General features: G+C 33.2%; 17 protein-coding genes and 1 tRNA gene. 13 read left to right on the top strand and 5 right to left on the bottom strand.

Annotation, left to right across the window (positions count from 1 at the left end; genetic code table 11):
* Positions 1-393 precede the first annotated feature (393 nt).
* Positions 394-627, bottom strand: a complete 234-nt coding sequence (locus ACEN2F_RS07600) for a DUF2007 domain-containing protein (RefSeq protein ID WP_441737584.1) — start codon at positions 625-627, stop codon at positions 394-396.
* Between the two features lie 108 nt (positions 628-735).
* On the opposite strand from ACEN2F_RS07600, the gene rnr reads away from it, so the two are divergent.
* The 3 genes from rnr to ACEN2F_RS07585 are packed head-to-tail and all read left to right on the top strand — an operon-like array spanning position 736 to position 4,358.
* The gene (gene rnr, locus ACEN2F_RS07595; protein ID WP_441737582.1) at positions 736-2,925 is read left to right on the top strand and encodes a ribonuclease R; all 2,190 of its coding nucleotides are present in this window, start codon (positions 736-738) and stop codon (positions 2,923-2,925) included.
* Between the two features lie 5 nt (positions 2,926-2,930).
* On the top strand, positions 2,931-3,638 hold the full coding sequence (locus tag ACEN2F_RS07590; RefSeq protein ID WP_441737580.1) for a head GIN domain-containing protein: 708 nt from the start codon (positions 2,931-2,933) through the stop codon (positions 3,636-3,638).
* A gap of 42 nt (positions 3,639-3,680) precedes the next feature.
* Positions 3,681-4,358: a LysE family translocator gene (locus tag ACEN2F_RS07585; protein ID WP_441737578.1), complete on the top strand. Its 678-nt coding sequence runs from the start codon at positions 3,681-3,683 to the stop codon at positions 4,356-4,358.
* A gap of 240 nt (positions 4,359-4,598) precedes the next feature.
* Here ACEN2F_RS07585 and ACEN2F_RS07580 read toward each other — a convergent pair.
* A tRNA-Cys gene (locus ACEN2F_RS07580) sits at positions 4,599-4,669 on the bottom strand.
* A gap of 105 nt (positions 4,670-4,774) precedes the next feature.
* Entirely contained in the window at positions 4,775-5,134 is a 360-nt protein-coding gene (folB, locus tag ACEN2F_RS07575; protein WP_441737576.1) for a dihydroneopterin aldolase, read from the bottom strand.
* A 122-nt stretch (positions 5,135-5,256) separates the two neighbouring features.
* On the opposite strand from folB, the gene ACEN2F_RS07570 reads away from it, so the two are divergent.
* The 4 genes from ACEN2F_RS07570 (at position 5,257) to ACEN2F_RS07555 (ending at position 8,624) form a co-directional block, all read left to right on the top strand.
* On the top strand, positions 5,257-7,359 hold the full coding sequence (locus tag ACEN2F_RS07570; protein WP_441737575.1) for a glutamine--tRNA ligase/YqeY domain fusion protein: 2,103 nt from the start codon (positions 5,257-5,259) through the stop codon (positions 7,357-7,359).
* A 286-nt stretch (positions 7,360-7,645) separates the two neighbouring features.
* Positions 7,646-7,993: a YtxH domain-containing protein gene (locus ACEN2F_RS07565; RefSeq protein WP_441737573.1), complete on the top strand. Its 348-nt coding sequence runs from the start codon at positions 7,646-7,648 to the stop codon at positions 7,991-7,993.
* A 20-nt stretch (positions 7,994-8,013) separates the two neighbouring features.
* Positions 8,014-8,364 carry a competence protein gene (locus ACEN2F_RS07560; protein ID WP_441737572.1) on the top strand — a complete coding sequence of 117 codons (351 nt, stop codon included), beginning with the start codon at positions 8,014-8,016 and terminating at the stop codon, positions 8,362-8,364.
* Between the two features lie 5 nt (positions 8,365-8,369).
* Entirely contained in the window at positions 8,370-8,624 is a 255-nt protein-coding gene (locus tag ACEN2F_RS07555; RefSeq protein ID WP_441737570.1) for a DUF6327 family protein, read from the top strand.
* Positions 8,625-8,655: 31 nt separating this feature from the next.
* Here the strand turns inward: ACEN2F_RS07555 and ACEN2F_RS07550 are convergent, their stop codons facing one another.
* Together ACEN2F_RS07550 and gltX are read right to left on the bottom strand one after the other, a co-directional pair.
* Positions 8,656-9,648, bottom strand: a complete 993-nt coding sequence (locus tag ACEN2F_RS07550; protein ID WP_441737568.1) for an SPFH domain-containing protein — start codon at positions 9,646-9,648, stop codon at positions 8,656-8,658.
* A gap of 339 nt (positions 9,649-9,987) precedes the next feature.
* Complete coding sequence (gene gltX / locus ACEN2F_RS07545) at positions 9,988-11,493, bottom strand: glutamate--tRNA ligase (RefSeq protein ID WP_441737566.1); 1,506 nt, start codon at positions 11,491-11,493, stop codon at positions 9,988-9,990.
* A 464-nt stretch (positions 11,494-11,957) separates the two neighbouring features.
* Between gltX and ACEN2F_RS07540 the strand changes: the two genes are divergently transcribed.
* The 6 genes from ACEN2F_RS07540 to ACEN2F_RS07515 all read left to right on the top strand — a co-directional run.
* Positions 11,958-15,095 carry a hypothetical protein gene (locus ACEN2F_RS07540; RefSeq protein WP_441738019.1) on the top strand — a complete coding sequence of 1,046 codons (3,138 nt, stop codon included), beginning with the start codon at positions 11,958-11,960 and terminating at the stop codon, positions 15,093-15,095.
* The gene (gene ybeY / locus ACEN2F_RS07535; RefSeq protein ID WP_441737564.1) at positions 15,092-15,511 is read left to right on the top strand and encodes an rRNA maturation RNase YbeY; all 420 of its coding nucleotides are present in this window, start codon (positions 15,092-15,094) and stop codon (positions 15,509-15,511) included. Before ACEN2F_RS07540 ends, ybeY begins: the two co-directional genes overlap by 4 nt.
* Before the next feature lie 140 nt (positions 15,512-15,651).
* A complete protein-coding gene (gene mnmG, locus ACEN2F_RS07530; protein ID WP_441737562.1) occupies positions 15,652-17,523 on the top strand; it encodes a tRNA uridine-5-carboxymethylaminomethyl(34) synthesis enzyme MnmG in 1,872 nt (623 codons plus the stop codon).
* A gap of 141 nt (positions 17,524-17,664) precedes the next feature.
* Positions 17,665-18,513, top strand: a complete 849-nt coding sequence (locus tag ACEN2F_RS07525) for a class I SAM-dependent methyltransferase (protein ID WP_441737560.1) — start codon at positions 17,665-17,667, stop codon at positions 18,511-18,513.
* A gap of 293 nt (positions 18,514-18,806) precedes the next feature.
* Positions 18,807-19,373 (top strand): OmpH family outer membrane protein, encoded by a 567-nt coding sequence (locus tag ACEN2F_RS07520; protein WP_441738017.1) that lies wholly within the window; start codon positions 18,807-18,809, stop codon positions 19,371-19,373.
* Positions 19,374-19,668: 295 nt separating this feature from the next.
* Positions 19,669-20,838, top strand: a 1,170-nt coding sequence (locus tag ACEN2F_RS07515; protein ID WP_441737558.1) for an ATP-dependent DNA helicase, incomplete at its 3' end; no start/stop codon positions are given.

Raw genomic sequence — 20,838 nt, 5'->3', positions numbered from 1 at the left:
ATGTAATCCAAAAGCGAGTTTTTAAATCCTAATTTAGTTAGATGAATTTTTAGAATAGTTATCATTATTAAAAGGTAGGTTATTAACAAAAAACAGTAGTGTGAGTTATTTACAAAACCAATAGTTTTTATGTTATCAACCATTGTTAATTAAAATCTAAAAATACTTTAAAACTAAGCTTTTATGCTAATATAACTATGTTGATAAGTCGCAATAACATCTTTAAACTTGAATATAACCACTTTTAAAATAAATTTATTGCCACTATTAACAAGCTATAATAACAACCAAAAAATAATTTAAATTTAATTTTTCTTTTTGTTTATATTAATAGATGTTGACAACTTTCAAAAAAATTACACTTAAAAAATTCATTTCAGTTTGATTTCAGATTTAAACAATCGTCAGTTTCGTATTCAGATCATCTAATAATTCTTGAACTTTTTCAAAATCATTAATGTGAACTTTGAGTTTGATTCCACCGTAAGCAAAACTGCTAAAAGGATCAATGGAAACCAACGTTTCATTTTCAAAAAAATAATTAATTTTTTCTTGTTCTAACAAATGCTTTAGTACCACAATTTCATGTGAATAATTAAAGGTTCTAATTATTTTAAAATCTTGCATTTTTCTAATTTTTATAAAGATACTAAAGTTATATTTTTAATAAATATAATCCGTAAAATTCTTAAATTGATATCTTCTTTGTAATTTTAAACTTTTAAGAACGAATTTATGAGTAAAAGATTAAGAAAGCCGATAAAAAAAGAGAAAGATTTCTCTGATAAAATTATAAAAATATTGTCGCAAAGTGCTAATAAAGCATTCAATTATAAACAAATAGGAGCAAAGCTGGAAGTTGATGATACGGAAAGCAGAAATCAAATTATTAAAGATTTGAAGATTCTGGCATCGCAAAATAAAATTATTGAGTCAGAACCCGGTAAATATTTGGTAAAAGCAGAAAGTAAAGAGTATTACGAAGGTAAAATTGACATGACAGGACGTAAAACAGCTTATTTTGTTTGCCCTGAAATGGAAGAAGATGTTTTTATTCCTACCAATAACTTGAACCATGCATTAGACAAAGACATTGTCAAAGTCTATGTTTACAATCGCAGAAAAGGAAAAAGACCTGAAGGTGAAGTAATTGAAGTCCTTGAAAGGCATAAAACCGATTTTGTTGGGGTTATTGATATTCAAGCGAATTTTGCTTTTGTTTCTACTGCAAATCCAAAAATGTATACTGATATTTTTATTCCAAAAGATAAAATAGGGGAGGCGGAGCAAGGAGATGTTGTTTTAGTTCACGTTGAAGATTGGCCAGCCAGAGCGGATAGTCCTTTTGGTTCTGTTATAAAAGTTTTAGGAAAGCCAGGGGAACATGACACAGAAATTCACGCTATTCTTGCTGAATATGGTTTGCCGTCAGAGTTTCCTATTGAAGTAGAAACGTTTGCACAAAAGATTGATACTTCGATAGAAGAAGATGAAATTGCCAAACGTCGTGATATGCGAGATACATTGACTTTTACGATTGATCCAAAAGATGCGAAGGATTTTGATGATGCACTTTCATTCAAAAAATTAGAAAATGGTAATTACGAGATTGGTATTCACATTGCCGACGTTTCGCATTATTTGCAAGAAGGAACAATCTTGGATGATGAAGCGTATCAAAGAGCAACATCTGTTTATTTAGTGGATCGAGTGGTGCCTATGTTACCAGAAGTATTATCCAATTTTGCGTGTTCCTTGCGACCAAATGAAGAAAAATATACGTTTTCAGCCATATTTGAAATTAACGAAACATCACAAGTGGTAAATCAATGGTTCGGAAGAACGGTAATTTATTCCGATCAGCGTTTTGCTTATGAAGAAGCGCAGTATATCATAGAAACCAAAGACGATGTAATCCCAGAAGAAATTTCGATTACAGGAACTTCATATCAAGTTTCTCAAGAAATTGTCGCAGCGACGCTAAAAATGGACGAATTAGCCAAAATTCTTAGAAAAAGAAGAATGGCCGAAGGAGCAATTTCTTTTGATAAAGTAGAGGTGAAGTTCAATTTAGATGAAGCGGGAGAACCTCAAGGTGTTTATTTTAAAGTTTCTAAAGATGCGAATCATCTGATTGAAGAATTCATGCTTTTGGCAAATAGAAAAGTAGCGGAATATATTGGAAAACAGAAGAAAACTTTCATTTACAGAATTCACGATGAACCCAACGAGGACAAACTTTTTGCAATGCAAGCTGTTATTGCTAAGTTTGGACATAAAATTGATTTTAAACAAGGCTCTATTTCACAAGCTTTGAATAAGTTGATGGAAGACGTAAATGGTAAAAAAGAGCAAAATCTTATTGATACACTTGCCATTAGAAGTATGAGCAAAGCCAAATATTCTACAGATAATATAGGACATTACGGTTTAGCTTTTGATTATTATTCACATTTTACTTCGCCAATTCGTCGTTATCCGGATGTAATGGTACATCGATTGTTGCAACATTATCTGGACGGAGGAAAATCTGCAGATGAAGAAACGTATGAAGCTAAATGTTTACATTCTTCTACAATGGAAGGATTAGCAACTAATGCTGAGCGTGATTCCATTAAATATATGCAAGTAAAATACATGCAAGACCATAAAGATGAGGAGTTTTTAGGTGTGATTTCCGGTGTAACAGAATGGGGAATTTATGTTGAAATTATTGAAAATAAATGTGAAGGAATGTGTAGAATACGTGACATAAAAGATGATTACTACACCTTTGACGAAAAGCAATATGCATTAACCGGCGCAACTTCAGGTAAATTATTACAATTAGGTGATGAAATTTACGTTAAAGTAAAAAATGCCGATTTAGTTAAAAAACAACTGGATTTTAATTTTTTAAGAAGAATTGAAGAACCGTTAAAATAAAACAAATGAAATCAAAGATTCACGAATTCCAAAAAAGAAATATGAGTAATAGATTAGTAATTATTGCTTTAGTATTCTTAAGTCAGCTCACAAATGCTCAAATAAGCAGAAACTTAGGAGATTTTGATGAAGTCAAAGTCTTTGATAAAATCAGTGTAAAGCTAATTGCAGCTTCAGAAAATAAAGTTGTTATCACAGGAACCCGTGCTGATGAAGTAGAAATGGTAAATAGAAATGGAGAATTAAAAATTAGAATGCCTTTTCCACAATTGTTATCTGGTGATGATATTATTGTGAAATTATATTTTAAAAAGATCCAAAGCATTGCTGTTAGCGAAGGGAGTTATGTTTCTAGTGAAGAGGATTTAAAACAAACAAGTTTAGATTTAAACGCAAAATCTGGAGGGGAAATAAAATTAGAAATAGATGTTGATAAGGTAGATGTGAAAGCAAATGCTGGAGGAATTATTTCTCTAACTGGCAAAGCAACTAATCAAAATGTTGCTATTACATCTGGCGGAATTCTTAATGCTAAGGATTTAGAAACTGCACAAACGTCAATAACTGTGTCTGCGGGTGGACAATCAGAGATTCATGCAACTACCTTAGTCGATGCAAAAGTGAGAGCTGGAGGTTCTATATTTATCTACGGCAAACCACAACAGATAAACAAAGAAGTTTTCATTGGCGGAACGATAATAGAAAAAAATTAGTATTATTGTTTAGATTTTGGCGGTAATAAATTTTAATTTTTAATGGTAAACGATATTGTAGCTGGTATTCCATGGGGAATTTTCTTAAGTTTTATGATTGGTCCTGTTTTTTTTATTTTACTCGAAACAAGTATTATAAAGGGATTTAGAGCTGCTTTAGTATTTGATTTAGGCGTAATTTTAGGAGATATTGTCTTTATTGGCATTGCTTATTTAGGAAGTTATAGGTTGATTCAAAGTTTAAAAGATCAACCTGCTCTTTTCATATTTGGAGGTGTGTTGATGTTGGCTTATGGTATAATTTCCTTCATACAGTTAAAAAAAGAATTGAAAATCAATACCGACATTATTGATAAGGAAATCGTTAGGAAAAACTATGTAAGTCTTTTTATAAAAGGTTTTTTGTTGAATGTCATTAATATAGGTGTTCTTGGTTTTTGGTTGGCCATAATTATTTCTGTTGGACCAAAACTAGATATGCAAACATCAAGAATGGTCACTTTTTTTGTTGCTGTAATTGGTACTTATTTGTTCATTGATTGTATTAAAATTCTATTGGCAAAGCAACTAAAAACAAAGCTTACTCCTGTAAATATTCTTAAAATCAAAAAAGGAATCAGTATTGTAATGATGGTTTTTGGATTAGTTTTAATCACACAAGGGTGGTTTCCTCAAGAAAAGGAAATGGTAAAAAAAGTTTTCGAAAAAATTGATGATTAAAATAATATAATTTTCCAAAAATTAGACATAAGAAAAACCTTCAAATTTCTTTGAAGGTTTTAGATTTTAGACCGGATTTGAACTTTACTTTATATAATTTTCCCCAAAAATTATATAAGAAAAACTTTCAAATTTCTTTGAAGGTTTTAGATTTTTAAACCGGATTTGAACCTTACTTTATATAATTTTTTCCAAAAATTAAACATAAAAAAAACCTCCAAATTTCTTTGAAGGTTTTAGAGGCATCGTCCGGATTCGAACCGGAGTAGGAGCTTTTGCAGAGCCCAGCCTAGCCACTCGGCCACGACGCCAATTATTTATTGGTTTGCAAAGATACTAAAAAAGTTAAAAAAGGAAAGCCAATAACAACAAAGTTTTAAAAATTGTTTGGCGGTAATTCATAATTCGTAATTGACTTAACTTCTATATTCTTCTAGTTCAATAGTAACTGCTTCAACATCACCGCCAATAGGAGGATTTACTTTTGAAACGGCAACAATAATTCTTGATATTTCAGGAATTTCTTCAAATATCCTTGTTAATATTCGATGTGCAACATGTTCTAATAAGTCTGAACGAATCGCCATCTCCTCGACAACAATGCGATTTAAGAGCACATAATCTACTGTATCTTTTAAATCATCGGTTATACTGGATTTTCTTAAATCAGTCTTTACTTCTAAATTTACTGTATAATCTGAACCTATTTTTCCTTCCTCGATCAAGCAACCGTGGTAGGAGTAGGTGCGGATATCTTTAAGTTTTATAATTCCCATTTTCTATTTTTTTAATTTAAATGTGAAGTTTAAGTAGCGGTTAATAATTTTCATAGGTTTCTGCTGAAACTGTAAACGGTAAACCTTAAACTTTTTTATCTTTGCTAAAATAAAACAAAAAAATGTCAACTGAAGAAAAATCACTCCATTTTATAGAACAAATCATCGAAGACAGTTTATCAAACGGTTTTCCAAAAAATAAATTACGTTTTCGTTTCCCGCCGGAACCAAATGGTTATTTGCATATTGGTCATGCTAAATCAATTTGCTTAAATTTTGGTTTAGGATTAAAGTACAATGCACCCGTTAACTTGCGTTTTGATGATACCAATCCTGCCAAAGAAGAACAGGAATATGTAGATGCAATTAAGGAAGATCTGAAATGGTTGGGTTTTAACTGGACGGAGGAATTATATTCTTCTGATTATTTTCAGCAATTATATGATTGGGCAATTGTGATGATCAAAAACGGAAAAGCATATATTGACAGTCAATCTTCTGAAGATATGGCAGTGCAAAAAGGTACGCCAACACAGCCTGGAGTTGATGGTCCTTACCGAAACCGTTCTGTTGAAGAAAACCTTACCTTGTTTGAAGGAATGAAAAATGGAGATTTTCCAGAAGGTAGTCATGTTTTACGTGCCAAGATTGATATGAGCTCAACTAATATGTTGATGCGTGATCCATTGATGTACCGTATTTTGCATCGTCATCATCATAGAACTGGAAACGATTGGAATATATATCCAATGTATGATTATGCACATGGCGAAAGCGATTATATTGAGCAAATTTCTCATTCTATTTGCACATTAGAATTCGTAATGCACCGGGAATTATACAATTGGTTTTTGGACCAAATTTATGATGATTCCAAAGTGAGACCACATCAATATGAGTTTGCTCGTTTAAACTTGAATTACACCGTAATGAGTAAGCGAAAACTGTTGCAATTGGTACAGGAAAAAATAGTAAATGGTTGGGATGATCCTAGAATGCCTACCATCTCGGGATTAAGAAGAAGAGGATACACTGCAGCATCTATTCGTAAGTTTTGTGATAGTATTGGTGTTGCTAAACGAGAAAATATAATTGATTTTTCACTATTGGAATTTTGCTTACGCGAAGATTTAAATAAGAAAGCACCAAGAGTGATGGCGGTTTTAGATCCGGTAAAATTAGTAATTACAAACTACCCCGCTGATCAAGAAGAATGGTTGGAAGCTGAAAACAATCAAGAAGACGACAGTGCAGGATTTAGAAAAGTACCTTTTTCTAAAGAGTTATACATCGAAAGAGAAGATTTCCTTGAAGATGCGCCTGCTAAGTTTTTCCGATTAAGTTTGGGCAGAGAGGTTCGTCTTAAAAACGGATATATTATCAAAGGTGAACATGTACTAAAAGATGCAACAGGCAACATTACGGAGATTCATGTAACCTATGATGAAGATAGTAGAAGCGGAAGTGGGAGTGAAGCCAGTCAACGAAAAGTTGCTGGAACCTTGCATTGGGTTTCTATACAACATGCGTTAGAAGTTGAAGTCCGTTTGTATGATCGTTTGTTTATAGATGAAGCACCGGATAGTCATAAAGAGAAAAATTTCTTAGAATTTATGAATCCTAGTTCGTTACAAATTGTCAAAGGATTTGTAGAACCAAGTCTAGAAACAGTTCAATCTGGAGATAAATTCCAGTTTCAGCGATTGGGGTATTTTAATGTGGATAAAGATTCAACGCAAGGTAAAATTGTTTTTAATAAAACGGTTGGTTTAAAAGATGCTTGGGAAGAAAAAGGTAAGAAAGAAGAGAATTTGTTGATGAACACTCAAAAGGAAATCAATAAATATGTAAAGGAAAAAGACGAAAACAATGCTAATTTGATTTTAAATAGCATTGTTGAAAATATAAAAAGTATTGATAATTATAGTTTAATTATTCAGACTATTGTCAAAAATATCAAGAATGATAATAACTCGTTGTTGTTTTCTAATTTGATTTTGCATCACTCTAATAAAGTACAAGTAAAAGATATGGAAAATGAATCTTTGACAAAATTATATGCAATGTCTTTAAAAAGCCAAATGCCTGCTGTTCGAATTTTGGCAATCGAAAATATACAAAATGATTTGGATCATTTAAAACTTTTTGAAACACAACTTTCAGAAATGAAAAATAATGAAAAAAATGAAAAAGTGTCTTATGCATTAAATAATCTCATATTTTAAATAAAAATTTTTATACCGATATTAAAAAAGCTTTCTTGAAGGAAAGCTTTTTTTACCGTTAGGAATTAACATTTCAATAACTTTTTTCTATCAAAAATGAATGCAGTAGCGCTGTTTTAAAGGAGTTATTTTAAACAAATGACTCGCTATGTTGAATTTAAAAAATAAGATAACAGCTCGCTTTTATTTGCTTTTTGTCTTATATAATTACACTTTAACGACTTATTAACGGGTTGTTGTTTATAATTTTGTAGATTTATATTTCAAATATTTAAAACTTAGAATTATGTCAAATAATACAGGAAATACATTATTAGCTCTTTTAACAGGAGTTGCAATCGGTGCGGGAGTAGGAATTTTATTTGCGCCAGACAAAGGTTCTAAAACTAGAGAGAAATTACAAGATGGTTTTGATGACGCTAAAAGTGAATTAAAAAATAGATTTGATAGTGCATCTTTAGAATTGAAAGATAAGTTTTCGGTTGCTAAATATGATTTAGAAGGAACTTATGAAGAGTTAGTAGCTAATATGAGTCACAAAACAGATGATGTCATTTCCTTTTTAGAAGAGAAATTGGTGGAATTAAAAAAGCAAAACGCTAAGCTTCAAAAAAACAGTGATACGCCAGTTTAATAAATACTAAAAATAAATACATGGCTTTTGAAGAACTAAAAGAAAATACAGAAAATATTCAAGATCAGGCTAAGGAATATATTGAGGCTACCGCTGCTTATTACAAATTAAGGAGTTTTAAGCTTGCGATGAAATCAACAACAATGATCATTAAAATGTCATTGATTTTAGTTTGTTTTGGTATGGTTTTATTATTTTGTTCTATTGCAGCAGCTTTTGCTATTGGAATGGCTTTAAATAGTTACCCATACGGTTTTTTGATAGTTGGTGGAATTTATCTTGTAGTAACAATGATTTTATTTACCATAAAAGACAGAATTATTGAAGGACCTATTTTAGAGAAATTCTCAGAAATCTTTTTTAACGACTAACTTATATGGAAACTAAAAAATATTCATCCTATGCACAAATTGAAAGAGAACTGGAAATTTTAAAGATGGAGAAAGAAATCAGTTATCAAAAATTGATTTATGGTTTAAAAAAAACAAAAGAAAGCATGACTCCAATGAACATCGTTGGTGGAGTTGTTGGATCTTCTTTAAATGCATTTTCAGGTTCTTATGGTTCACTATTAACTTTTGCGTTACCATTTGTGATCAAGTGGATAAAAAGAATAAAAAGAGGCCATTAAGCCTCTTTTTTTTATAAAATAATTTAGTAAACTATTCTTCTGTTTCTGGATCTTCTTCTATATCTTCTTGTTTTTCAGGTAATTCTTCATTACTTTCTTTTCTAGAAACTCCTTTTCCATTTCTTTTTTTCATCATTTCGCCTACTTGATTAGAAGCACTAAACGAGGCAATCATGTTATTAAGCATGTCACTTCCGGCTTGTGGAGAATTAGGTAATAAAATCAGATTGGAATTGGCATCAGCACCAATAGCTTGAAGCGTATCATAGTGTTGTGTTACCACAATCAGTGCTGAAGCTTCCTGAGAGTTGATTCCAACTCTGTTCAAGACATCTACACTCTCTACTAAACCTTTAGCAATTTCTCTTCTTTGGTTTGCAATACCTTGACCTTGTAATCTTTTACTTTCAGCTTCCGCTTCCGCTTTAGCCACAATTCTAATTCTGGATGCTTCTGCTTCAAATTCTGCTACTGTTTTTTCTCTGTCAGCAGCGTTTATTCTGTTCATTGCATTTTTTACTTGAATATCCGGATCAATATCTGTTACTAATGTATTGATGATGGTATATCCGTAAGTAGTCATGGCTTCATTCAATTCTCTTTTTACAGCAATGGCAATATCATCTTTTCTTTCAAAAACATCATCTAGTTTAAGTTTTGGAACTTCGGCACGAACCACATCAAAAACATAAGAAGTAATTTGATCGTGCGGATACTCTAGTTTATAAAAAGCGTCGTAAACCGTTTCTTTGATGACCATAAATTGAACTGAAACTTTTAGTTTCACAAAAACGTTGTCTTTAGTTTTTGTTTCAATGATAACATCTAATTGCTGGATTTTTAAATTTACGCGACCCGCAATTCTGTCTATTAAAGGAATTTTTAATTGTAAACCGGATTGTCTAATACTTAAAAATCTCCCAAAACGCTCTACAACAGCTGCTGTTTGTTGTTTGACTGTAAAAAAAGAGGACAGTAAAATAAAGAATCCTAATACTAATAGTACTATTAATGGAATGTTCATATTGTTTTTTTTTAGTTAAATAATTATCTGACAATTTACAAAAAATCTTTAGGTTTTTCTTTGTAAATCTAAATTATATGAGAAAAATAACACTTACTTTACGTTGTATCATTTGCACGGCAGTGTTTTAACTTTAAAATAGAAAGATTGCAACTAAATGAGCTTTATTTTTTATAAGCGATTTTGTTGTAACAACTAATTATTTATTTCACGCTGAGCAGCATGCAGTGAAAGTTTCACAGTTTAAAATTCATGTGTTTATTGGAAACCCTTTTTAGATTACTTAGAGTTTATTATAAATAGCTTCCAAGCCATTAAAGCCTGGAAGCTATGCTGTTTTTAAAGAGTGGCAATAGCTTTTTGAATTCTATTTATCGTTTCGTCTTTTCCAATTACTTCAACGATATCAAATAGGTGAGGCCCTTTCAGTGCACCAACTAAACTCAAACGAAACGGTTGCATTACTTTTCCCATTCCAATTTCATTTTTCGTCATCCAGTCTTTGACAATCGTTTCTATATTCATCGAAGTAAAATCAGTAATTTCCTTTATAACAGAAATTAATTCTTGCATCAACGCTGGTGTTTCTACTTTCCAATTTTTTCTTGCTTTTTCATCAAAGGCTGTTGGAGCCACAAAAAAGAAATCACTCATTTCCCAAAATTCAGATACGAAATCTGCACGTTCTTTGATTAAAGAAACCACTTTTGTTAATAGACTTTCATCAATAGAAAATCCTTTTTCTGCCAAAATTGGCGCATAGGCTTTCGCCAAAGTCGTGTCTTCTTGTTTGATTAGATATTGGTGGTTAAACCATTTGTTTTTTTCAGGATCAAATTTAGCTCCGGCTTTATGAACTCGGTCTAAGTCAAATGCTTCAACTAACTCTTCCAGCGAGAATAGTTCTTTATCGGTTCCGTCATTCCAACCTAATAATGCTAAAAAGTTGATTACGGCTTCGGGAAAAAATCCTTTTTCTCTGTAACCTGATGAAACGCCTTCTGCGGTTTTCCAATCTAACGGGAATACAGGAAAGCCCATTTTATCGCCGTCCCGTTTGGATAATTTTCCATTACCAACGGGTTTCATAATTAATGGTAAATGTGCAAATACAGGAGCTTCCCAACTAAATGCTCGGTACAACAATACGTGCAAAGGCATAGAAGGCAACCATTCCTCACCACGAATTACGTGAGAGGTTTCCATTAAATGATCATCCACTATATTAGCCAGATGATAGGTTGGCATTCCGTCACTTTTAAATAATACTTTATCGTCTAAAAGATTCGTTTCAAATTTTACATCACCACGAATAATGTCATGAAGATGCAACGTTTCGTTTACCGGAGTTTTAAAACGGATGACATAATGTTCTCCAGCAGCAATTCTTTTTGCAGTTTCATCTGTAGAAATCACTAATGAAGTGTCCAGTTTTTCTCTATTAGTATGATTGTATATGAAAGTTTTTCCTTGTTCTTCTTCTAATTTTCGTGCTGTATCTAAAGCTTCTGCTGTATCAAAAGCATAATACGCATTACCAGAATTGATTAATTCAGCAGCATATTGATGGTACAAATCTTTTCTTTCGCTTTGACGGTAGGGACCAAATTTCTCGTTCTTACCAATCGTTTCATCTGGCGCAATTCCTAACCATTCCAGTGCTTCGATGATATATTCTTCGGCACCGGGAACAAAGCGATTTTGGTCTGTATCTTCAATTCTTAAGAAGAAAACACCATTGTTTTTTTTGGCAAATAAATAATTGAATAATGCGGTACGAACTCCGCCAATATGTAAAGGTCCAGTTGGACTTGGTGCAAAACGCACCCGAACTTGTTTAGACATTGCTGTAATTTTTTTGGTAAAGATACGATTTCAATTAGGCAAAAACAGCCGTTTTCTAAACAACCGCAAATTCGCAAATTTATTTTGAAAAAAACTAAATTTTGTATTTTAGGATATTAATCAGTGCAATTTGACAGTAAGTGGTTTATTTCTTATAAATTTTTTATAAAAATTAGCGAATTGGCTGTAAAGACCATTATTCTGTTTGTCAAGTGTCTTCTATCACTGATTTAGATATTTTGGAATTTAGATAATTTCCAGCGTATAAATTGTTACTTTTATTGGTTACAAAAAACAATGCACACATTTTGGAAAATCAGCTGTTTATTTATCAAAAACTAGAAGCTTTCATTAGAAAGTTTTACACCAACGAATTGATGCGAGGAAGTATTTTCTTTATCGGATTCGGATTGTTGTATTTCCTTGTTACGCTTTTTGTCGAATATTTTCTTTGGCTCAAGCCAATGGGAAGAACCGTTTTATTTTGGACTTTCGTTGGAGTAGAAGTGTATTTGTTGTTTCGTTTTATTTTGTTTCCAATTTTTAAATTATTCAAACTTCAAAGAGGAATCGATTACAATCAGGCTTCGACAATTATTGGAAATCATTTTACGGAAGTAAGTGATAAGCTCACTAACTTTTTACAATTATCAAATCCGAACGAGCATCAAATAAAATCGGAATTATTAGCTGCATCGATTGAACAAAAAGCCAATGCGTTGCAACCAATTCCTTTTGGTAACGCTATAAACTATAATGTTAACAGGAAATATTTTCCTTTGGCTTTAATTCCAATGCTGTTATTTGCGTCCTTGTACTTTTCCGGAAATAGTACTATGATATCTCAAAGTTTGAATAGGGTAGTGCATTTTAATGCTACTTTTTTGCCACCGGCTCCTTTTAAATTTATAGTTCTTAATTCAAATTTACAAACCGAACAAGGAAGTGATTTTATCCTTCGCATGAAAACAGAAGGAAAAATAGTTCCTGAGAACGCTATGATTTTTATTGATGATGAAAGTTATTTTATGGAATCGACTAAAGCGGGAGAGTTTCAATTTAAGATGGCAAAGCCTTCAGAAAATATTTTGTTCCACGTGGAGGGAAATGCTATTTCTTCTCCGGATTATGAATTGAAAGTTATAACTGTTCCATCGATTGCTAATTTTGAAATGCAGTTGAACTTTCCTTCGTATTTAAATAAAAAGCCAGAAACTATCAAAGGAACAGGAAATGCTGTTATTCCGGAAGGAACACGTGTGACTTGGAAAATGAACACACAAGCCACACAAAATGTAGTGTGGATGGAAGGAATCTCGAAAGCTACTTTTTCAAAAACAGAAAACACCTTTGTTTTATCAAAAAATATAGTTCAAAACACAGATTATCAAATTCTTACTTCAAATGATAAGGTAAAAAACTATGAAAAACTCAATTATCAGCTGACAATTGTTAAAGATCAGTTCCCAACGATCAATGTGAACAACGCACCGGACAGTTTGAAGGTTGCCAAGAATTATGTTTTAGGTCAAATCTCCGATGATTATGGTTTGACTAGACTTCAGATTGTTTATTATGAAAGAGAGAAACCACAAACTTATAAACGTGGAACAATTGCTATTAAGAAAAGTGCTTTTGATCAATTCGTGTTTTCGTTTCCTAGTAACCTTCCGGTAGAGCAAGGCGTGTTATATGATTATTATTTTGAAGTTTTTGATAACGATGCAATCCATAATTTCAAAAGTACCAAGTCTTCTGTTTTTTCTAATCGTGTTTCCACAGATGAAGAAAAGGAAGATCAAATTTTGCAGCAGCAAAATGACAACATCAACGGTTTAGAGAAGTCTTTAAAAAACCAGGATAAGCAAATTTCTGAAATGGAGGAGTTGCAAAAAACCGGAAAAGAAAAAGAAAATCTGGATTTCAAAGATCAGCAAAAAGTAAATGATTTCATCAAGCGTCAAATGAAACAAGACGAGATGATGAAAGAATTTACAAAAAAAATGAATGATAATTTGGAGCAATTCAAAACGGATAAAAAGGATGAATTTAAAGAAGAGCTTCAAAAACGAATGGACAAAGCCGAAAAGGAATTGGAAAAAAATCAGAAGCTTTTAGATGAATTGAAAGAACTGAACGATAAAATTCAGAATGAAGAGTTGTTGACTAAGTTAGATAAATTTAAACAAAACAGCAAAAACCAAACTAAGAATTTAGAGCAATTAGTAGAGTTGACAAAGAGGTTTTATGTAGAAAAGAAAGCAGAACAATTAGGAGACAAATTGGACAAGCTGTCTGAGAAGCAAGATAAGTTATCTAATGATGAAAAGGAAAACAAACTAGACAAGCAAGAAGTTATCAATGCTGAGTTTGATATAATCAGAGAGGATTTAAATGATTTGGATAAAGAAAACAAGGAATTAAAATCACCCTTGGATTTACCTAAAGACGATGCTAAAGAGAAAAGTATTGATGAAGATTTAAAGAAAGCCTCTGAGGAATTGAAGAAAGACAAAAAAGATGAAGCTAAGCCAAATCAAAAAAGCGCATCTAAAAAGATGAAAGAGATGGCGCAAAAAATGGCACAAACTTTGGAGCAAGGTGAGATGGAACAGTTGCAGGAAGATGTGGTAATGTTGCGACAAATCTTGGACAACCTATTAGCATTTTCTTTGTCCCAAGAAGACTTGATGAACCAATTTAAAAAGCATAAACTAGGATCTCCGGCGTTCAATAAAAATATCAAAGTTCAACAGGATTTAAAACAGCAGTTCAAGCATGTTGACGACAGTTTATTTGCGATGTCGTTGCGCAATCCTAAAATTGCGGAGGATATTACTAAAGAAATTGGCAATGTAGTTTACAACGTAGATAAGTCTTTGTCCAGTTTAACAGATGCTCAAGTTCCAAAAGGTTTGTCGCATCAACAATATACCATTTCTGCGGCTAACAAATTAGCAGATTTCCTAAGTGATATGCTTAATAATATGCAAATGCAAATGTCAGGAATGGGTTCTGGTAAACCGAAACCGGGTCAAGGACAAGGAATGCAATTGCCGGATATTATTAAAAAACAACAAGGTCTTGGAGAGAAAATGAAAGACGGAATCAAAAAAGGAGAGCAGCCGGGTGCCGGCGCAAAAGGACAAAATGGCAAACAAGGGAAGCTTGGTGAAGATGGTGTGGGCGGTGAAGGTAACGCTCAGGCTATAATGGAAATTTACAAAGAACAAAAGCAATTACGTGAAGCATTGCAAAACGAATTGAACAAACAAGGATTGGGTGGAAATGGACAAAGCGCTTTGGAACAAATGAAGCAAATTGAAAAGCAATTGTTGAATAAAGGTTTTAAGAATGAAACGCTTCAAAAGATATTGAATGTAAAGCAGGAATTATTGAAATTGAATTCCGCCATACAACAACAAGGAGAGGAAAATAAACGCCAATCGGACAGTAATATAAATGAGTTTAACAATCGATCTAATGCCTTGCCGGCTCCCTTATTAGATTATTTGAATAGCATTGAAATATTAAATAGACAATCGTTACCTTTGCGTTCGAATTTTAATCAAAAGGTTCAAGAATATTTTAATAAAAAATGATCAATTTTAATTACGAAACCGACTTTAATCTTGACAACGAAGAAGCTATTGCTTCATGGTTGGGAAATGTTATTACATCGGAAAATAAGAAAGAAGGGGAAATAAATTATATCTTTTGTGACGACGAATATCTCCATAAAATTAATGTCGAGTATCTGGATCACGATACACTAACGGACATCATCAGCTTTGATTATTCTATGGGTAATGAATTGCATGGTGATATTTTTGTTTCCGTTGAAAGAGTGAAAGACAATGCTGCCGATTTTAATGTATCCTTTGAGGAAGAACTAAGGCGAGTTTTGGTTCATGGAATTTTGCATTACTGTGGCTACAAGGACAAGGGTGAAGTTGATGAACCAATAATGCGCTCTAAAGAAGATCAGAAAATCGCAATGTTTCACGTGGAACAGTAGCGTTTTTTAAATTTTAATTCGAAGTGTTTCACGTGGAACATTAACTATTGGTTTCAAAAATAAGTTTGCAATGTTTCACGTGGAACAAAATATAGATTTCAAAATTACAATCCTGAATAAGGATTAAATTATAAAAGAAGATGTTTCAAAATGAATATGATGTGATAGTTGTTGGTGCAGGGCATGCTGGTTCTGAGGCTGCTGCTGCTGCCGCAAATTTGGGTTCGAAAACCTTATTGGTGACAATGAGTTTACAGAATATTGCCCAGATGTCATGCAACCCAGCGATGGGCGGTATTGCTAAAGGACAAATTGTTCGGGAGATTGATGCGCTTGGAGGATACTCGGGAATTGTTTCAGATAGGACTGCAATCCAGTTTAAGATGTTGAACAAATCCAAAGGGCCTGCAATGTGGTCGCCGCGTGTTCAAAGTGACCGTATGCGTTTTGCCGAGGAATGGAGAATGATGCTGGAAGGAACTCCAAATCTTGATTTTTATCAAGAAATGGTTAAAGGGTTGATTATTGAAAATGGTAAAATAAAAGGAATCCGAACTTCGCTAGGAGTGGAGATTCGATCTAAATCGGTTGTACTGACTAATGGAACTTTCCTGAATGGTTTGATTCATATTGGCGAAAAACAATTTGGAGGAGGAAGAGCAGGTGAAAGTGCTGCGCACGGAATTACAGAAGATCTAGTTGCGGCAGGTTTTGAAGCGGGACGAATGAAAACAGGAACACCTCCAAGAGTAGATGGACGTTCTTTGGATTATTCGAAAATGAACGAAGAAAAAGGAGATGCTAAACCGGATAAATTTTCATATTCGGATGTGACCTCTCCGTTAATTCATCAAAAATCTTGTCACATGACGTATACTTCGCTAGACGTTCATGATATTTTGAGAGAAGGTTTTGATCGTTCGCCTATGTTTAATGGTAGAATTAAAAGCATGGGACCTAGATATTGCCCGTCTATTGAGGATAAAATTAATCGTTTTGCGGATAAAGACAGACACCAATTGTTTGTGGAACCAGAAGGATGGAATACTTGTGAAGTATATGTCAATGGTTTTTCTACATCGCTTCCTGAAGATATTCAATTTAAAGCATTAAGTTCTGTTGCAGGTTTCGAAAAAGTTAAATTCTTTCGTCCAGGTTACGCAATTGAATATGATTATTTCCCTCCGACACAATTGAAACATACTTTGGAAACAAAATTAGTTGAAGGATTGTATTTTGCTGGACAAATAAATGGAACTACAGGATATGAAGAAGCGGCATCTCAAGGATTGATGGCAGGGATAAATGCACATTTAAAAGTGCATGAAAAAGTGCCGTTAATTTTAAAAAGGGACGAAGCGTATATAGGAGTTTTGATTGATGACTTAATTACTAAAGGAACAGAAGAGCCATATCGAATGTTTACGTCTCGTGCGGAATACAGAACGCTGCTACGTCAGGATAATGCCGATTTCAGATTGACTCCTATGTCGCATGAAATAGGTTTGGCTTCAGAAACGCGTTTGCGAAGAATGGAACATAAATTAAATGAATCAGAAAAAATGGTTGCTTTTTTCAAAGAAACTAGCGTTTCTGTAGCAGAGGCAAATCCGGTTTTAGAATCTAAGGACACTGCACTGATAACTCAAGGGGATAAAATGTTTAAAGTGTTTTCGCGTCCACAAATTGATTTAGATGATATGATGAAATTTGAAAAGGTTGCTTCTTATGTTGCAGCTAATGATGTGGATCAGGAAATATTGGAACAGGCCGAAATTCAAGTGAAGTATTCTGGTTATATCGAAAAAGAAAGAAACAACGCTGATAAACTGCTTCGACTGGAAGATGTAAAAATTCCTGATAACTTTGATTATGATAAAATTAAATCGATGTCAATTGAAGCTAAACAGAAATTAAGCAAGATTCGACCGGTAACTATTTCTCAAGCTTCACGAATCAGCGGTGTTTCGCCGAGTGATGTTTCGGTGTTGCTTATTTATATGGGGCGCTAGTTTAGTGATCGGTATTCAGGCGCAGTGTTCAGTATAAAGATAGATACTTTACAAGACGTTCCACGTGAAACAAAATCAAATTTGCATTATATTTAAAGGGATTCAGCTGCAAACTGCGACTGGAAACTGAAAACTAACAATATGGATATTTCAAACCAAGAGCCTTTTTTAACCGTTAAAGATTATTCCGTTTCTCAGGAAGTTTTTGACTTGTATCATGATGCCAAATTCGACATGTTGGTTACGACTCCACAGCCTAGTTTAGAAAATTTAGGAAAATATTACGAAAGCGTTGACTATATTTCTCATACTGACAGTAAACGATCCTTGTTTGAAAAAGCATATCATTTTGTTAAAAATATAGCGCTGAAAAATAAATTAAATTTAATCAATTCATTGCATTCTAATAAAGGAAGCCTTTTAGACATTGGTGCCGGAACAGGAGACTTTTTATCCGTGGCCAAAGAGAATGGTTGGCATACGATAGGAGTAGAGCCAAGTGACAAAGCAAAAGCAATTGCAAAAAAGAAGGGTGTTTCATTTGTTGGGGAAACCGGCGAATTAGAGGATCACTCTTTTGATGTGATTTCGATGTGGCACGTTCTGGAACACGTTCCTAATTTGGATAACCAAATCAAAGAATTGAAACGATTATTAAAACCAAAAGGAACTTTGATAATTGCAGTTCCCAATTTTAAATCTTTCGATGCAAAACATTACGGAAAGTTTTGGGCGGCTTATGATGTGCCGATTCATTTTTGGCATTTTTCGAAGATGGCTATAAAATTGCTTTTCGAAAAAGAAGAAATGAAATTGGTAAAAGTACTTCCTATGGAATTTGACTCTTTTTATGTGAGCCTACTTTCGGAAAAATACAAAACCGGTAAAATGAATTATTTAAAAGCTATTTCAGTTGGATTACAATCAAATTGGGAAGCTAAGAAGACTTTTGAATATTCTTCGCACATTTATATTCTTAAAAACAACTAGAAATCATTTTAAAAGCATTTAAACTCTAATTTTAATGTAATTGAGGAATGATGTTGAATTTTTCAAGTAAGTCGTTTATTTAACAGATATACGATTCGTTTTTAATAGTAATATACGATGTAATTTTAATTTATAATAATTAAATCTGATAGTAATTAATAAGTAGCATTTTTCAAACTTTCTGGTAATGCTGTTTATTTTTTTATATTTTTGTCAGCAATATTCAAAACTAGAAATGAATCAAAATGAAATCAAAGATCAACGTACACCAAAAAAGAAATATTAAAAATATGATTAAAAAAGCATTAGTAATTATCGCACTTTCAATTTCACTTGTTGCTTGCAATAAACCAGCAGAGGCAGCTAAAGAAATAAAAACAGCTTACGTAGACACTTCTGAATTAATGAAAGAATATACAGAGGCCAAAGATCTTGAAGCAAAATACAAAACAAAAGCCGAGGAAAAAGGGAGACAATTAGAAGCCGAAATAAATCGTTTCAAGCAAGAAGCTGCAGGTTTTCAAGCTAAGGCACAAGCAAATGGTCAAGCATGGGCGCAAGAAAAAGGCGCTGAATTGCAAAAGAAAGAACAACAATTGAGTTATGCGCAACAAGCATTATCTCAAGAACTGCAACAAGAAAGCGGAAAAGAAATGGATTCTTTAGTGAGCGGTGTTAAAAAATTCATCAAAGCGTACGGTAAAGAAAAAGGATATGCATACATCTACGGGACAGGCGATGCCGCTTCAATTTTATATGCTGAAGATAAATTTGATATCACAAAAGAAATTATCAAAGCCTTAAACGACAAATACAAAGCACCTGCAAAAACGGAAGAAAAGGCAGAAGCTAAAAAATAATTTTTTACTATTAATTCAAAAAATTGCCTTCGTCTACATTTAGATTGAAGGCATTTTTTTTGAAGCTATTTCCCGCTATCCGCTTCAACCTCTCGTTTAGCAAGTGTTTTTTCTTACCTAGAAAAGGAGCTTCCGTTGGTCGCTCTTTTCCAGCTAGAAAAAATCACTTTCTATATTTCGAGGATTTCCGTTGCTAGCAGGGCTAAAAATACAGTCGAATTATAATGGTAAATGTTTTCCATTTATTTCAATAATATTACTAATTTTCAATACTTTAGCTATATATACACGCCAAATGCAAACCATCTCAGAAGCAGCTGCCTACACTTTACGATTTATCAACCAAACCCAACGATCCGTTTTCTTAACTGGGAAAGCAGGAACAGGTAAAACTACCCTTTTACGGGAAATTATTCAAACTACACACAAGAACACTGTTGTAGTGGCACCAACTGGAATTGCCGCTTTAAACGCTGGCGGTGTTACCATTCATTCCATGTTTCAGTTGCCCTTTGGAGGATTTATTCCGGATAATTCATCGCCACAATTTTCCGAAAGTACTAAATTTGAGACTAAAGCTACCTTGCGTAGGCATTTTAAAATGAGTGGTTTGAAAAAATCAGTGATTCGCAATATGGAATTGTTGATAATTGATGAAGTGAGTATGCTTCGGGCTGATTTACTGGACGCGATGGATTATATGATGCAATCCGTACGCAAAAAAAGTATTCCGTTTGGGGGCGTTCAGGTCTTATATATTGGGGATTTGCTGCAGTTGCCTCCAGTGATTCGTGATGAAGAATGGAGAACCCTTAAAACCTATTATAAAGGAAAATTCTTTTTCCACTCGCATGTGGTACAACAAAATCCGCCTTTGTACATTGAATTGTCTAAGATTTTTCGGCAGACTGATGATACGTTTATTTCAGTTTTGAACAATTTGCGTAATAATGAGATTTCGCAGCAAGACATTCAAACCTTAAACCAATATGTAAAGCCAGATTTTGATTTAAAAGCTAATAAAGGATACATTACATTAACTACACACAACAACAAAGCCGACACGATGAATGCGCAGGCTTTGGAAGATTTAGAGGGAAAGTTGGGGATATATAAACCCGAGATTACTGGTGATTTTCCGGAGAAGATATTTCCCGTGGAACATCAACTGCAGTTAAAAGTTGGTGCGCAAATTATGTTTGTAAAAAATGATTTATCCTTTGATAAACATTATTTCAACGGAAAAATGGGCGTTATCAAATCGCTTTCGAGCAAGGAAATCTTAGTTCATTTTCCGGAAGAAAACAAAACCATTGAAGTAGAAAAATACGAGTGGCAAAACATTCGCTACAAAATAGATCAAGCCACTAAAGAAATTGAAGAGGAATTTTTGGGAACTTTTGTGCATTATCCCATCAAATTAGCTTGGGCAATCACCGTTCATAAAAGCCAGGGATTAACTTTT

Source organism: Flavobacterium sp. W20_MBD1_R3, from assembly GCF_052119725.1.
GTDB lineage: Bacteria > Bacteroidota > Bacteroidia > Flavobacteriales > Flavobacteriaceae > Flavobacterium.
The sequence above is the reverse complement of the archived record's forward strand: the minus strand, read 5'-3'. Positions and strand labels throughout refer to the sequence as shown.